Genomic DNA, 14,120 nt, shown 5'->3' with positions numbered 1-14,120 from the left:
GCAGCCGCCCGCCGCTGGCTATAGTCTGCGAGGGCCGGGGCTTGCCAGCGCGCCGATTGCGCAATTTATGCGCAATCGGCATGAATGCATGCGCGTCCCGAATCAATCCGAAGGACCGGAGTGGCAGGGCGGAGGGCTGCCTTGCAAAGGGGGAGGCATGGATGTCGAACTGCAGCGCGCCATATTGAACAACATCCCGGACCAGGCCTGGCTGAAGGATGCCGGCTCGCGCTACGTGCTGGTCAATGACGCGTTCATGGCCGCATGCGGACGGACCGAGGCCGAGATCGTGGGCAGCACGCCGGACCAGGTCTGGTCGGCGGAATGGGGCCAGGTCTACCTCGATACCGACAAGGCGGTGGTCGACAGCGGCGTGCGCCGCCGCTACGAAGAAAGCCGGCATGGCAAGGACGGCAGCGTGCGCTGGTTCGACACCATCAAGATGCCGATCCACAACCCGGGCGGCGAGGTCATCGGCACGGTGGGGATCTCGCGCGATATCACCGACCGCAAGCGCTCCGAGCAGGAGCTGCTGGCCTCGCGCGCGCAGCTGCGCGAGCTGTCCGCGCACCTGCAATCCGTGCGCGAGGCGGAACGCACCCGCATCTCGCGCGAGCTGCACGATGAGCTGGGGCAGTCGCTGACGGCGCTGCGCCTGGGGCTTAGTTACATCGAGGCGCAGCAGGGCCCGGCTGCCGACGACGCGTACCGCAAGCATGTGCAGATGCTCAAGGAGATCGCCGATTCGACCGTGGAAGCCGTGCAGCGCATTGCGGCCGACCTGCGCCCGCCGGTGCTGGACGAACTGGGGCTGGCCTCGGCGATCGAGTGGCTGGTCGAGTCATTGTCGGAGCGCACTGGCATTGCCTGCGAGAAGGCGCTCCAGCCGGTGGCGGACCTCGGTGCGGAAGTCAGCACCGCGGTCTTCCGGATCGCGCAGGAAGCGCTGACCAATGCCTGCCGCCATGGCCAGGCCGATCGCGTGCGCGTCGAGCTGGCCGAGGCGGGCGGCATGCTGCGGCTGGTGGTCGCCGACAATGGCTGCGGCATCGATACTTCCGTCACCGGCCGCCGCCGCAGCCTGGGTTTGCTCGGCATGCGCGAGCGCGCGCTGATGCTGGGCGGCAAGCTGGTGGTGAGCAGCGAGAAAGGCCGCGGCACACGCATCGAGGCGCTGGTTCCGCGCGATGCCGGTATTGCGAGCGGAGACAGCAGATGATCCGCATCCTGCTGGCCGATGACCACACCATCATCCGCGACGGGCTGAAGAAGATCCTGTCCACCGTGCCGGACATGCAGGTGGTGGCCGAGGCCGCCGACGGCAACGAACTGCTCGCGCTGCTGCGCGCCGGCCTGCCGGACGTGCTGCTGCTGGATATGTCGATGCCGGGCCGCAGCGGCATCGTGCTGATCCAGCAGTTGCAGGCCAGCTATCCGGCGCTGCCCGTGCTGGTACTGAGCATGTACCGCGAGTCGCAGTACGCGGTGCAGGCGATCCGCGCCGGCGCTGCCGGGTATCTCACCAAGAATGTCGAATCGGACCAGCTGATCAGTGCGATCCGCAAGGTGGCGCGCGGCGGCACCGCGGTCTCGGCCGCGATCGCCGACAAGCTGATCGGGCAGGCGCGCCAGCCGCTGGCGGCCTTGCCGCATGCGCGGCTGACCGCGCGCGAACTGCAGGTGTTCCAGATGCTGGCCGAAGGGCAGGGCATCAACGAGATCGCGCTGACGCTGTCGCTCAGCGGCAAGACGGTCAGTACGCACAAGGCCAACATCCTGGCCAAGCTGGAGCTTTCGTCGACCGCCGGGCTGGTGCACTACGCCATCCGGCACGGTCTGCTGGCGGAAGCGGGCGAGCCCGGGGAGGCGAGCGTTATCCCATAGCATTGCTGCGGCGCAGCTAGGCCGATCCTTAGGTCGAATTCAGCCGATCCTGATGCAGCCGGCGCGCGCCGGCACCTACGCTTCAGGTCACGGGGCAGCGGCTCCGGCAGAACGACAAGACCTGAGGAGACACGCCATGCAGCTGGACCTGCTGATCCGGGATGCGTGCGTCCGCGACGACGCGCCCCTGACCGACATCGCCATCCGCGACGGGCGCATTGCCGCCATCGAACCCGGCATCGACGCGCCGGCGCACGAAGTGATCGAAGCCGGCGGGCGCGCCGCCATCCCTGGCCTGGTGGAACCGCACCTGCACCTGGACAAGGCGCTGCTGCATCGCCGGCTGCCCGCCCGGCTGGGCACGCTGGACGAGGCCATCCGCGTCACCGGCATCCTGAAAAGCAAGCAGCAGCGGCACGACGTGCTCGACCGCTCGCGCCAGGTGCTGGACATGGCGGTCCGGCATGGCACCGTCGCGATCCGCGCCCACCCAGACGTCGACCTGATCCAGGGGCTGATCGGGGTGGAGACGCTGCTGGAGCTCAAGGCGGAGTACCACGACCTGCTCGACCTGCAGATCGTGGCCTTTCCGCAGGAGGGCATCCTGAAGTCGCAGGGCACGCGCGAGCTGATGATCGCGGCCATGGACATGGGCGCCGACGTGGTCGGCGGCTGCCCTTACAACGAACTGAGCTGGGCCGATACCGTGCGCCATATCGACATGGTGTTCGAGCTGGCGCAACGCTATGACGCGCCGGTCGACATGCATGCCGACTTTGCCGACGATACCGCCGACCAGCGCTTTGCCGCGGTCGACTACATCGCGCGCAAGACCATCGAATGCGGCTACCAGGGCCGCGTCTCGCTCGGCCATGTGACCAGCCTGGGCGCGCTCGACACGGCGCAGCTGGAGCCGCTGGTGGCGCAATTGCGCGACGCCGGCATCAGCATCGTGACCCTGCCCGCGACCGACCTGTACCTGGGCGGGCGCAAGGACGCGCAGAACCAGCGCCGCGGGCTGACGCCGGTGAAGGCGCTGCATCACGGCGGGGTCAACGTCGCGTATTCGTCCAACAATATCCGCAATGCCTTCACGCCGTTCGGCAAGGCCGACATGCTGCAGATCGGCAATATGCTCGCGCACGTGGCGCAGTTCGGCGTGCCGGAGCACCAGCTCGCTGTGCTCGGCATGGGCACGCACAACGCCGCGCGCGCGATCGGGCTGCAGGACAGCTATGGCCTGGAAGTGGGCCGGCAGGCCGATATCGTGATCCTCGACACCTTCAAGGTGGCGGACGCGCTGATCGACATTCCGCCGCGCCTGTGGGTGGTCAAGCGCGGGCGGATCACGGTGGTGACGCAGCACCGCTGCGACATCCGCCGGCACCATTGCTGCGCGCACTGAACCGCCCCAACCCTTTCAAGGCTTTCCAGGAGACGATCATGAAGAAGCTGCCTGCCGAAGTCGTGGCCTCGCTGCTGGCCATCACCACCGTTCCCATTGCCGCGCATGCGTCGCACCTGCCGCCGTGGGCCATCTTTATCAGCTGGGCCGCCACCTTTGCCATGGGCGGGCCCACGCCGGAGAACCTGAAGAAGATCTGGCCGACCTTGCCGGTGGGGTCGCTGTTCGCGTTCGTGATCGTGCTGTGCTTCCGGCAGGCCGCCGAGCAGTACTCGGGGCCGGCGCTGATCGCGGCGGAGATGGTGATCCTGTTCATGCTCAACGCCGGCATGATGTTCCTGGCGCGCGTGTTCTACACGCTGCGTTTCATTCCCGGCATGTTCTTCGGCTTTGCCTCGTACTTCGCCACGCTGTTCGGGGGCTTCGGGCCCACGCCGGGCGATCCCGTCACCGCGCTGGGTGCCGTCATTGCCATGAATGCAATGGGCCCGGCCTATGCCTGGATCAAGGCGCGCTACTCGGCGCCGGAAAGCCTGGTCGAGCGGTCGTGGCAGGCGCACAAGCGCGAAGCCTGAGCCGCCATCGCATCGTCATCATCGCGGCTGCCCGCGCGGCGACAGCACGGGGCAGCCGGTCTTTCCGGGGGAACGGGCATGGAACACAAGGGCATGGAACACAGCGGCATGGAAAACAGCGGCATGGAAAACAGCGGCATGGAAAACAGCGGCATGAAACATACGATTGAAGTCGATCCCTGCGGCGGCACCTCGCGCAGGGCTTTCCTGGCAAGTTCAGCAGCGCTGGCGGGCAGCACGATCCTGGCGCCCGCAAGCGCCGAGGCGGCGCAGGACGCCGCGCCCGCGGCGCGCGGCGTCCTGGCGCATTCGGATGCGGGCATGGTCACCAGCCCGCATGGGCTCGCCAGCCAGGCGGGACTGGAAGTGCTGAAGGCAGGCGGCAATGCGATCGAGGCAGCGATTGCGATCGGCGCGGTGCTGAGCGTGACCTATCCGCATTTCACCGGTCTGGGCGGCGATGCCTTCCTGGTGACCAGCGACCGCGACGGCAACGTGCGCTCGTTCTCCGGGATCGGGCAGGCCGCCGCCGAAACGCCGGGCTACAGCGGCGCCATCCCGTTGCGCGGGCCGGGCGCCGCGCTGACCGCGGCCGCGACGGTCGCGATCTGGGACCGCGCCTTTGCCTTCGGCAAGAGCCAGTGGGGCGGTACCCAGTCATGGTCGACGCTGCTGGGGCGCGCCACCGAGTACGCCGCCAACGGCTTCCCGGTCACGCCGTCGCAATGCTTCTGGCAGGAGTTCCGCGCCGCGGACCTGCCGGCCTGGGGCGGCTTCGGCCGCGTGTTCGCCCCCGACGGGCGCATGCCGAAGCCGGGCGAAATGTTCCGCCAGCCCGAACTGGCGCGCACGCTGGAGCGGCTGGCGACGCAGGGCGGGCGGGAGTTCTATGAGGGCGACATCGCCGGCCGGCTTGCGGCAGGGCTGGCGCAGGCCGGCTCGCCGTTGCGCGCCAATGACCTGGCGCGCTGCCAGGCACGCGAGGAAGTGCCGCTGCGCGTGGCCTACCGTGGCGGCGAACTGCTGGGCCTGCGTCCGCCCACGCAGGGCGTGACGACGCTGGAGATCATGGGGATCCTCGACCGCTTCGACCTGTCGGCCGTGCCCGAGGGCAGCGCCGACTACTACCACCTGCTGGTCGAAGCCGTGAAGCTGGCGTTCCTGGATCGCAATCGCTACGTCGCCGATCCCGATTTCGTCGACGTGCCGGTGGACCGGCTGCTGTCGCGCCGGCACCTCGATGCGCAGGCGCAACGCATCCGCATGGCACGGGCCATGCCGTGGCCGCATGTGTACCAGCCCGGCGATACGGTGTACATCGGCGCGGCCGACCGCGAGGGCCGCTGCGTCAGCATGCTGCAGACGGTGTATTTCGACTGGGGCAGCGGCGTGGTGGTGGGCGACACGGGCGTACTCTGGCACAACCGCGGCGCATCGTTCAGCCTCGATCCCGCCAGCCCCAACGTGTTGCAGGGCGGCAAGCGGCCCTTCCACACGCTGAACCCGGGCATCTACCTCAAGGACGGCCGCCCCCGGCTGCTATATGGCACGCAGGGCGCCGACGGACAGCCGCAGACGCTGGCGGCGGTGCTGACGCGGATGATCGACTACGGCATGGACCCGCTGACCGCGCTCGGCCGGCCGCGCTTCCTGCTGGGCAAGACCTTCTCCGACAGCCGCGACAGCCTCAAGCTGGAGCAGGACGCCGGCAGGCAGGTGTTCAGTGAGCTGGCGGCGCGCGGCCACCAGCTGAGCCCGATCCCGGCGCAGAGCCAGCTGGCCGGGCATCCGGGCGCGATCCGGATCGGACCGAAAGGGCAGCTTGCCGGCGCGCACGACCCGCGCAGCGACGGCCGCGCGCTGGGGCTGTAGCCGGCGCGGTGCTAGCCGCGCCCGCGCAACGGCTTGAGCAGGTGCGACAGGCCGTTGTGGTCGAGCTCGTGCATCAGCGCCAGCAGCCCGCCAATCTCCCCTGGCGGGAAGCCTTCGCGGGCGAACCAGTTCAGGTAGTTGCCCGGCAGGTCGGCAATCACCGTGCCCTTGTGCTTGCCATAGGGCATGGCGACGCTGACCAGCCGCTTCAGTGCGTCGGAATCGAACGGAGTCATGGTGGCGTCAAATCGGCAGGGCGCTACGCTACCACAGCTTGCGCCCGCCGGTCCGCCACCGGTCCGCGCGTTAGCGCGCGGGGACTGGCGTCAGGCGCCGTCGAGGAAGCCGCTGCGCTGGCCCAGGCGGGTGCCGAGCGCATCGGGGGCCAGGCTCATGCTGGCGGGATCGGCGGCGCCGGCAGGTGCGGCTGCCTGCATCGGGTCGACCGGGGCCGGCGCCATGCCCGGTTGCGCGGGCTGGCCTGCGGGTGCGTACGGGCTGGCTGCGCCCGGGGCCTGTGCGACCTGGGCGGATGGTGCGGATGGTGCGGATTGTGCGGACGGTGCGGCGGCCGGCATGGCTTGCATCGGTTGCGCGGACGGCGCCGGCTGGGTGGCTTGCATCGGTTGCGTGGCTTGCATCGGCTGGGCCGGTTGAAGGGGCTGGGCCTGCTGTGCGAACAGCGGGTAGGACGCGACCATCGCGCCAGCCATCAACAGGGATTTCGCCAGATGTTGCTTCATGCGTGTACCTCCAAATTAGCCTTCAGGCATGGGAAAGACCACTTTAGCGCCGAGGCACCTGACATTCTGTTTGTTTTTGCAACGGTGATTTACCAGCCTTGCCAGGCACGCGTGAGCGGGTTAATTACGCGCGCGATGCCAGCGCCACCGCTTGCCCCTCCCCCCTGAGCCCGAAGTGCGCGTGCTGCCCGACGGGGAGTGCGACAGCGCGCCGGGCCGCCACCAGCGCCGCAAAAGCGCCGGTGCGGTTACACGTTGCTACGTGCCTAACCTTCTGCGAACACCTGCCGCCGCGGCGCACCGTTACATTGCCGGCCAGGAGGACATCACCATGCGAAGCATCCTGGCCGCCTGCGCTCTGGCAGGCATCGCAGTCATGGGCCCGGGCACCGCCCAGGCCCGCGTCAACGTCGATATCGGCATCGGCATTCCCGGCTATGCCGTGGCGCCGCCCCCGGTCTACTACGAGCCGGCGCCGGTCTACCTGGCGCCGCCGCAGCCGGTGGTCGTGGCGCCGGCCTATTACGACGACTGGCGCGAACAACGATGGCGGGAGCGCAAGTGGCGCGAGCGCGAATGGCGCGAACAAAGGCGGCGCGAGCGTGAATGGCGCCGCTGGCACGAAGACCACGACGACTGAGTGATGCTGGTGGCAGATGGCGCCTGCCGTCCGTTTCTTGTCGCTTTCCGTGCCGGCCGGATTAAGCGCGGGTTCCGGCCGCCTTGACTCGGGTCAAGGCCCAATCGGTCTTGCGGCCTAGACTGGATGCAAGCAAGACCGAAGCGAGGGCATCATGGCCTACGACAGCATCCTGGTCCACCTGGACGGCAATCCACAGTCCTCCCGCCGCCTGCACCTTGCCGGCCGCCTCGCCAGCGCCGCCGGCTGCCCGCTGATCGGCTTGCTGGCGGGGCGCGTGCCCGACCCCGGCTGGTCCTACCGCATGGACAATGCCCAGCGCTGCCTGGCCGAAGACCAGGAACGCCGCCGGCTGCAGCGCGAAGACATGCACTGCGCCTTCGAGGCCGCCACCCGCGAACTGGGGGTCGTGGCCGATTGGCGCGCGGTCGATCGCGACCCCGTCACGCTGGCGCTGCGCGAAGCGCGCGAGGCCGGGCTGATCGTGTCCGGCCAGTACGATGGCGACAACGTCGAAGGCCCGGTGGCCCGGCAGCTGCTGGAAGCGCTGCTGCTGGAATCCGGCCGGCCCACGCTGGTGGTCCCGTGCGCCGGCGAGTTCAGCACCATCGGCACGCGCGTGCTGCTGGCCTGGAACGGCAGCCGCGAGGCCGCGCGCGCCCTGCACGACGCGCTACCACTGCTGGCTGGCGCGCAAGTCCGCATGCTCGGCGCCCATACCCCCGCCAAGGAGCTGCGTGCCGATGCCACGCCGGTCAGCCACGCGCAGCGGGTGCTGGAGCGGCAGGGCGCCTCGGTCGAAGTCGAGCACGGCCCCGGCGGCGCTGACCTGACCATTGGCGAGCTGATCCTGTCGCGCGCCGCGGACTTTGGCGCCGACCTGATCGTGATGGGCGCCTACGGCCATGGCCGGCTGCGCGAACTGGTCCTCGGCGGCGTGACCCGCGTGCTGCTGCAGTCGATGACCGTGCCGGTGCTGTTCTCGCACTGAAGCGCGCGCCGCCGCACGCCTGCGGCAACCTCCTTGCCGGCTCACTTCAGCTGCGTGATGCAGGTATTCCAGCCCTCGTGGAAGCCCAGCTCTTCATGCTGCTTGCGCGTGGCTTCGTCCGGATGCATCACGCGCGCGGTGTAGCGCGTGCCATCGTCTTCGTGGCGACGGCGCGTCTGGCAAGGAGAAAAATGCAAACGCCCCGGCAATGGCCGGGGCGCGAGTTGGCAGGTGGAAATTTATTGCTGGCGCACGTATGCCGCCAGCGCGCGCACTTCTTCCGGCTTCAGGCTGGCAAACGGCGGCATCGGCACCGCACCCCACTTGCCGCTGCTGCCGCCGCGGATGCTGGTTTCGAGCTTCGCCTGGGCCTGCGCATCGTTCTTGTAGCGCACGGCGACCTCATGGTAGGCTGGTCCGACCACCTTCTGCGTCACGCTGTGGCAGCTCAGGCAGGCATTCTTTGCCAGCAGCCCCTGCACGTCGACGCTCGCGGCCGCGGCGCCGGGAGCAGGCGCCGCTGCAGCCGGCTTGCCGGCCTTCTGCGCGATCGCTACGATCTCGGGATCCTTCGCCTTGGCCGAGCCATAGGCCACGGCCAGGTAGGCGCCGAGCTGCTCGACTTCGGCATCGTCGATCGGCGCGCCGTAGGCCTGCTGCATCTTCTTCATCTCGGCGGTCCACTGCGCCAGGCTTAGCCCGGGCGGCTGGTAGGAGACGTAGTCGGCCGAATGGCAGATCGCGCATTTCTGCATGGCGATGCCGTAGCCCGGCAGCCTGGCGGGCTTGAGCTTGACGTTTTCCGCCGGCAGCTTGATGTCCTGCGGCGCGGCGCCGGCATGGCCGGCACCGAGCAAGGCGAGCGCCAGCAGCGCGGGGGCGATGGTTGCTTTCATGGCGCGTTCCTCAGGCGATGGTGACCGGCGTGGCTTCGATGACATTGCGGCGGTAGCCGGCGGGGTTCCAGTTGGCCTTGGCCGGCTGGGTCTCGCCCTTGTTGCTGGTGGCGCGCACCATCAGCACCGCGGGGCCCTTGCGGGCGAACTTCACCGGCAAGTGCCACGCGCGGAACGAGAAGCGGCCCAGGTCCTCGCCGAGCTTCGCCGCCTGCCAGTTCTGCCCGCCATCGACGGAAACCTCGACCGTGCGGATGCCCGAGCCGCCGTCGAAGGCAATGCCCTTCAGCTCGACGGTACGGCCGGCCGGCAGCCTGCCGCCGTTTTCGACGCTGGTGATAAAGCTGCGCACGGCCAGCGTCGAGATCGGCCGCGTCTTGGCGGCCGGCGTACCGGGGGCCACGCACTGGCAATCGTTGTCCGGCACGCGGTAGCCCTTGGTCATGAAGAACGCGTCATGGCCCTCGAACGGGTGGTCAAGGACTTCGATCTCGGACAGGTGCTTGATCCAGTAGGTGCCGAAATACCCCGGCACCACCAGCTTGAGCGGATAGCCGTTGAGCAGCGGCAGGTCTTCGCCGTTCATGCCCCAGGCCAGCAGCGGCTCGCCGTTCATCGCATGCGCGATATCGAGCGACTTGCGGAAGTCCGGCGTGCTCGGCAGCACCGGCGTATCCATGCCGTTGAAGGTCACCACCTTGGCGCCAGCCTTGATGCCCGCATGCTCCAGCACCTTGCGCAGCGGCACGCCGGTCCAGCGCGCATTGCCCATCGCGCCGTTGGCCAGCTGCGCGCCGAACACGCGCGGCTCGCTGAAGCCGCGGCTGTTGCCCGAGCACTGGTTCACCGCCACCACCTCGACGGGATCGGCCAGCTTCTTGAGCTCGTCCAGCGACAGCCGCAACGGCTTGCCGACATGGCCGCCCACGCTCAGCCGGTAAGTGTTCAGGTCTACCGACAGCGGGATGTTGGCCAGGTGATAGCGCACAAAGAAGGCGTCGTTGGCCGTGATCGGCCCCTCGTTGAACGTGGAGAAGGGCGTTTCCAGGTGCGGCGGGCGGGTGCTGACGCGCACCAGCGGGCGCTTGCCCGGATAGCGCACCAGCGGACGCGGGCCGTCGGCGAGCGTGACGCCGTCGGTCGCCTTTGCGGCTAGGGCGCCGAGCGGCGAGGCGAGCAGCGCGAGCCCGCCAGCATGGCGGACGAAGCGGCGACGGGTGGGGCCAGGCTGGGGGGCGCCGGCAAGGCCGGCGGGCGTGTTTTTGTCTCGCATGGGGGCGTCTCCTTGGCGCTCGCGGGGGCGTGCGCGATGCGTTGTGGCGCTCACTTTGCCCTCACGGCAGTTAGCTTGTGAAACGGGTTTTCCTGCTAGGGCTTATCGATTAAGTCGATATAGGGGAAATACCGCTGCGACGGCCGGAGAAACCGCTTGCAACGCAGATTCCGTTTCCCTACACTAACAAAAACGTTTTTGTTAGCGGAAATCCATACTATCCGAGGCGAACTGCGCACAGACGCAGCGGCTGGCCGCCGGCCACCGCACAACGCCCGTACACCAAACGAGGAGCCTATTCATGTCCCACGCCGCCCCCGCGCCGGTGGACGAACTGCTGCCATGGCGGCGCCTGTTCGTCTTCGGCCTCCAGCATGTCCTTGTCATGGCCGCGTCGCCGATCGCGTCCGTGTTCCTGATGAGCAAGGCGCTCAACTTCCCGCCGGCGCTGGCGGTGCAGCTGCTCAGCGCCACCTTCGTGATCTGCGGCCTGGGCACGCTGCTGCAGTCGCTCGGCAAGCGCGGCATCGGCGCCAGGCTGCCGTTCGTGATGCTGCCCGGCGGCGCGCCGATCGTGCTGTTCATCCTGATCGCGCAGCAGACCGACGTGCAGACCGCGGCCGGCGCGGTGATCCTGACCGGCGTCTTCTACTTCTGCGTGCTGCCGGTGTTCCGGCGCTGCCTGCGCTATTTCCCGCCGGTGGTGGTGGGAACGATGCTGCTGCTGGTGGCGATCAACCTGGCGCAGGTATCGGGACGGCTCATCGCGGGCCATCCGGCAGCGGGCACCACGGTCGATCCGCTCAACCTGCTGCTGGCGTTTGCCACCATCGCCTGCACGGTCGCCGCGTCGCGGCTGCTGACGGGCATGCTCGCGCAGCTGGCGATCCTGCTCGGATTGCTGGGCGGCGCGCTGGTGGCGGTGCTGACGGGTGCCTTCCATGTCGGCCATGTGTCGATGACGCCGGTGATTGCGCTGCCCACGCCGTTCCCCTTCGGCATGCCGACCTTCGACGTGGTGGCCGCGATCCCGCTGATGGTGTTCGCGGTGATCTCGATGGTGGAGGCCACCGGCCAGACGCTGGCGATCAGCGACGCGGTCGGCAAGCCGGTGGACCAGCAGCGCGACGTGCCGCGCACCATCCGTGCGGATGCCCTGACCTCGCTGGTGGGCGGGATGTTCGGCACCTCGCTGATCATCACCAGCGGCGAGAACATCGGCATCGTGCGCGCCACCGGCGTGCGCTCGCGCTTCGTCACCGCGGTGTCGGGCGCGATCCTGGTGGTGTTCGGGCTGCTGGTGCCGGTGTCGTCGCTGATCAGCGCGATCCCCGAGGCGGTGGTGGGCGGCACCGGGCTGGTGGTGTTCTGCATCGTCGGCACCATGGGCATCGACATGCTGCGCAAGGTCGACCTGCGCCATCACGCCAACATGTATGTCGTCGCGGTGGCGCTGGCCGTGGGCCTGCTGCCGATCCTGGTGCCCGGCATCTACGGCGGGCTGCCGGCCAACCTGCGCATCCTGGTCGGCAACGGCGTGGCGATGGGCGCCATCACCGCCGCGCTGCTCAACTTCCTGTTTTTCCACACGGGCCTGCGTGCCGCGGCACCGGCCCCGGCGGTCGGCGACGATGCCGCCGCCACGCATTGATCCCGCTTCCTGAATCGCAATGACTCGACACGATGCAACCCTGCCGGCCTGGCCCGGCGAAAATGTGCCGGCCCTGCAGCCGGACCTGTTCAGGCAACCCCGCATCCTGCTGCCGGAATGGACGCTGCTGCGCCAGGGCGCAGTGCGCGGGCAAGCGGTGGTGGTGGAGGAGGGCCGCTTCACGGCCGTGGGCAGCGCCGATGAGGTCAAGGCGCGCTTCCCGGAACTGGAAACCCTGCCGCTGCCGCGCATGCTGCTGATGCCGGGCATGATCGACACGCACCATCACCTGACCCAGTCCTTTGGCAAGTCGCTGGTGTTCGGCGAGCCGTCGGAGATTTTCCGCCGGGTGTGGGTACCGCTGGAGGGCAGCCTGACGACGGAGCACCTGTACCTGTCGTCCAAGCTGGCCGCACTGGAATCGCTGCGCGGCGGCTTTACCACCGTGGTCGATGCCGGCACGCGCAGCGACGCGGGGCTGGATGCGATCGCGCGCGCGGTCACCGATGCCGGCGTGCGCTGCGTGCTGGGCCTGATCTGCAACGACAAGCCGGGCGCCGAAACGCTCGACGCCGCGCCGATCCTGCGCCGCGCCGCCGCGCACCTCGACAAGTACGCCGGCGACCCGCTGGTGGCGCCGTCGCTGGCAATCTCGATCCCCGAGGCGGCCTCCGACGCGATGCTGCACCACGTCTACCAGCTCTGCGCCGAGTCCGGCCGCATCTTCCAGACCCACGCCAACGAGCACCTGGTGGCGGTGGAGCGCTCGCTCAACGCCTGCGGCCGCCGGCCCATCGAACACCTGGCCGCGGTCGGCGCGCTGGGCCCGGCGGCGCTGCTGGCGCATGCCACGCTGGTGACGCCGCACGAGATCCGGCTGCTCGCCGATACCGGCGCGGCGGTGGCCTACAACCCCGTGGCCAGCGCCTGGAAGGGCAACGCGGTAGCGCCCGCCGAAACCATGGCGACCTTCGGCGTGCGCCTGGGCCTCGGCACCGACGGCACCCGCAGCGACGCTTTCCGCCTGCTCGACTACGCCGAAGCGGCGCAGCGCTTTGCCTTCGGCATCGGCGTGGGAGATTCGTCGTGCGGCGCCGGCTGGCGCTGGGTCGACATGGCCACGCACGATGCTGCCGAGGTCGCGGGACTGGGCGCGCTGACCGGCGAGATCGCCGCGGGCAAGCGCGCTGACTTCCTGCTGGTCGACCTGGACGTGCCCGAGCTGGCGCCGTCGTGGGACCTGACCTGGGAACTGGTGCGGCTGGCCAACCGCGACCAGATCCGCGCGGTCTTTGTCGATGGCAGCCTGCGCCTGTGGCAAGGCTGGCCCACCGACTGGGATGCGCGCGCGCTGATGCAGGCCATCCACGCAATGGCCGCGGATACCGTCGCCAACGCGCCGATCCGCAAGCTGCACGAAGCGGCCGACGTGCACCGCGCGCGCCATGCCGCCGGCGTCGCAACCGGCGAGGCAGCGTGACGATGGACATGACGTGGTTCAGCGTCGGCGTGGCGGTCTTTACCGGCGCGCTGATCCAGGGCGCGACCGGCATGGGTTTCGCGCTGATCGTGGTGCCGGTGCTGGCGCTGGCCGCGCCGGCGATGCTGCCCGGGGCATTGCTGCTGGCGATGCTGCCGCTCAACGCCTACGTGGCCTGGCGCGAGCGCCATGCCATCGACCTGCGCGGCGCGGGCTGGATCAGCGCCGGGCGGCTGGCGGGCACCTTCGGCGGCTTGTGGGTGCTGGTGGCGATGCCGATGGCGTGGCTCAACGCGCTGGTCGGCGGCAGCACCATCGCCGCCGCGCTGGCGTCGCTGCTGGCGCCGGCCTTTACGCCGGGGCGGCTGACGTTTGCCTCGACCGGGCTGATCACCGGCGTGACCGAGACCGCAACCGGCGTGGGCGGGCCGCCGCTGGCGCTGGCCTACCAGCACGCGCCCGTGGCAACGCTGCGCGCGACCGTGGCGCTGTGCTTCCTGGTGGGGGAGGTGATTTCGCTGGTGGTGCTGGCGCTGAGCGGCAAGCTCGGCATGGAGCAGGTGTTCTACGCCGCTGGCCTGCTGCCGGTACTGGGCGTGGGCATGGTGGCCAGCCACCTGGTGCACCGGCGCATCAACCAGCGCATGCTGCGCATCGGCGTGCTGGTGTTCGCGCTGGTGTCGGGCGCGGTGGTGCTGCTGCGCGGCTAG

At 69.2% G+C, this 14,120-nt stretch carries 14 protein-coding genes and 1 pseudogene; 10 read left to right on the top strand and 5 right to left on the bottom strand.

What is annotated here, in order from left to right; translation table 11 throughout:
- The first annotated feature begins 157 nt into the window (after positions 1-157).
- The 5 genes from E1J61_RS17235 to ggt all read left to right on the top strand — a co-directional run bounded on the left by E1J61_RS17235 (position 158) and on the right by ggt (position 5,736).
- Positions 158-1,219, top strand: a complete 1,062-nt coding sequence (locus E1J61_RS17235; RefSeq protein WP_133095249.1) for a sensor histidine kinase — start codon at positions 158-160, stop codon at positions 1,217-1,219.
- Entirely contained in the window at positions 1,216-1,884 is a 669-nt protein-coding gene (locus tag E1J61_RS17230) for a response regulator transcription factor (protein ID WP_133095248.1), read from the top strand. Before E1J61_RS17235 ends, E1J61_RS17230 begins: the two co-directional genes overlap by 4 nt.
- 136 nt (positions 1,885-2,020) lie before the next feature.
- Entirely contained in the window at positions 2,021-3,289 is a 1,269-nt protein-coding gene (locus E1J61_RS17225; RefSeq protein ID WP_133095247.1) for an amidohydrolase family protein, read from the top strand.
- Between the two features lie 38 nt (positions 3,290-3,327).
- Positions 3,328-3,864 (top strand): DUF1097 domain-containing protein, encoded by a 537-nt coding sequence (locus E1J61_RS17220; RefSeq protein WP_133095246.1) that lies wholly within the window; start codon positions 3,328-3,330, stop codon positions 3,862-3,864.
- Positions 3,865-4,017: 153 nt separating this feature from the next.
- Positions 4,018-5,736 carry a gamma-glutamyltransferase gene (gene ggt, locus E1J61_RS17215; RefSeq protein ID WP_133095398.1) on the top strand — a complete coding sequence of 573 codons (1,719 nt, stop codon included), beginning with the start codon at positions 4,018-4,020 and terminating at the stop codon, positions 5,734-5,736.
- A gap of 11 nt (positions 5,737-5,747) precedes the next feature.
- On the opposite strand, the gene E1J61_RS17210 is transcribed toward ggt, so the two are convergent.
- Both E1J61_RS17210 and E1J61_RS17205 read right to left on the bottom strand, forming a co-directional pair.
- Positions 5,748-5,972: a DUF3820 family protein gene (locus E1J61_RS17210; RefSeq protein ID WP_133095245.1), complete on the bottom strand. Its 225-nt coding sequence runs from the start codon at positions 5,970-5,972 to the stop codon at positions 5,748-5,750.
- 90 nt (positions 5,973-6,062) lie between these two features.
- Positions 6,063-6,479, bottom strand: a complete 417-nt coding sequence (locus E1J61_RS17205) for a hypothetical protein (protein WP_133095244.1) — start codon at positions 6,477-6,479, stop codon at positions 6,063-6,065.
- 331 nt (positions 6,480-6,810) lie between these two features.
- On the opposite strand from E1J61_RS17205, the gene E1J61_RS17200 reads away from it, so the two are divergent.
- Both E1J61_RS17200 and E1J61_RS17195 read left to right on the top strand, forming a co-directional pair.
- Entirely contained in the window at positions 6,811-7,119 is a 309-nt protein-coding gene (locus E1J61_RS17200) for a hypothetical protein (RefSeq protein ID WP_133095243.1), read from the top strand.
- Positions 7,120-7,273: 154 nt separating this feature from the next.
- Positions 7,274-8,110, top strand: coding sequence for a universal stress protein (locus E1J61_RS17195; RefSeq protein ID WP_133095242.1), 837 nt, complete (start codon positions 7,274-7,276; stop codon positions 8,108-8,110).
- A gap of 41 nt (positions 8,111-8,151) precedes the next feature.
- On the opposite strand, the pseudogene E1J61_RS17190 reads toward E1J61_RS17195, so the two are convergent.
- The 3 genes and pseudogenes from E1J61_RS17190 to E1J61_RS17180 form a co-directional block, all read right to left on the bottom strand.
- A pseudogene (locus E1J61_RS17190) lies at positions 8,152-8,271 on the bottom strand (SRPBCC domain-containing protein); the annotation flags it as partial.
- 78 nt (positions 8,272-8,349) lie between these two features.
- Positions 8,350-9,006 carry a c-type cytochrome gene (locus E1J61_RS17185; RefSeq protein WP_133095241.1) on the bottom strand — a complete coding sequence of 219 codons (657 nt, stop codon included), beginning with the start codon at positions 9,004-9,006 and terminating at the stop codon, positions 8,350-8,352.
- A 10-nt stretch (positions 9,007-9,016) separates the two neighbouring features.
- Positions 9,017-10,279, bottom strand: coding sequence for a molybdopterin-dependent oxidoreductase (locus E1J61_RS17180; protein ID WP_133095240.1), 1,263 nt, complete (start codon positions 10,277-10,279; stop codon positions 9,017-9,019).
- 301 nt (positions 10,280-10,580) lie between these two features.
- Here E1J61_RS17180 and E1J61_RS17175 point away from each other — a divergent pair, with 301 nt between their 5' ends.
- The 3 genes from E1J61_RS17175 to E1J61_RS17165 are packed head-to-tail and all read left to right on the top strand — an operon-like array spanning position 10,581 to position 14,120.
- A complete protein-coding gene (locus E1J61_RS17175) occupies positions 10,581-11,930 on the top strand; it encodes a uracil-xanthine permease family protein (RefSeq protein WP_133095239.1) in 1,350 nt (449 codons plus the stop codon).
- 19 nt (positions 11,931-11,949) lie between these two features.
- Entirely contained in the window at positions 11,950-13,410 is a 1,461-nt protein-coding gene (locus E1J61_RS17170; protein ID WP_133095238.1) for an amidohydrolase family protein, read from the top strand.
- Between the two features lie 2 nt (positions 13,411-13,412).
- Positions 13,413-14,120, top strand: coding sequence for a sulfite exporter TauE/SafE family protein (locus E1J61_RS17165; protein ID WP_116319688.1), 708 nt, complete (start codon positions 13,413-13,415; stop codon positions 14,118-14,120).

Origin of the sequence: Cupriavidus sp. L7L, assembly GCF_004353535.1 — a bacterium.
GTDB lineage: Bacteria > Pseudomonadota > Gammaproteobacteria > Burkholderiales > Burkholderiaceae > Cupriavidus > Cupriavidus oxalaticus_A.
The sequence above is the reverse complement of the archived record's forward strand: the minus strand, read 5'-3'. Positions and strand labels throughout refer to the sequence as shown.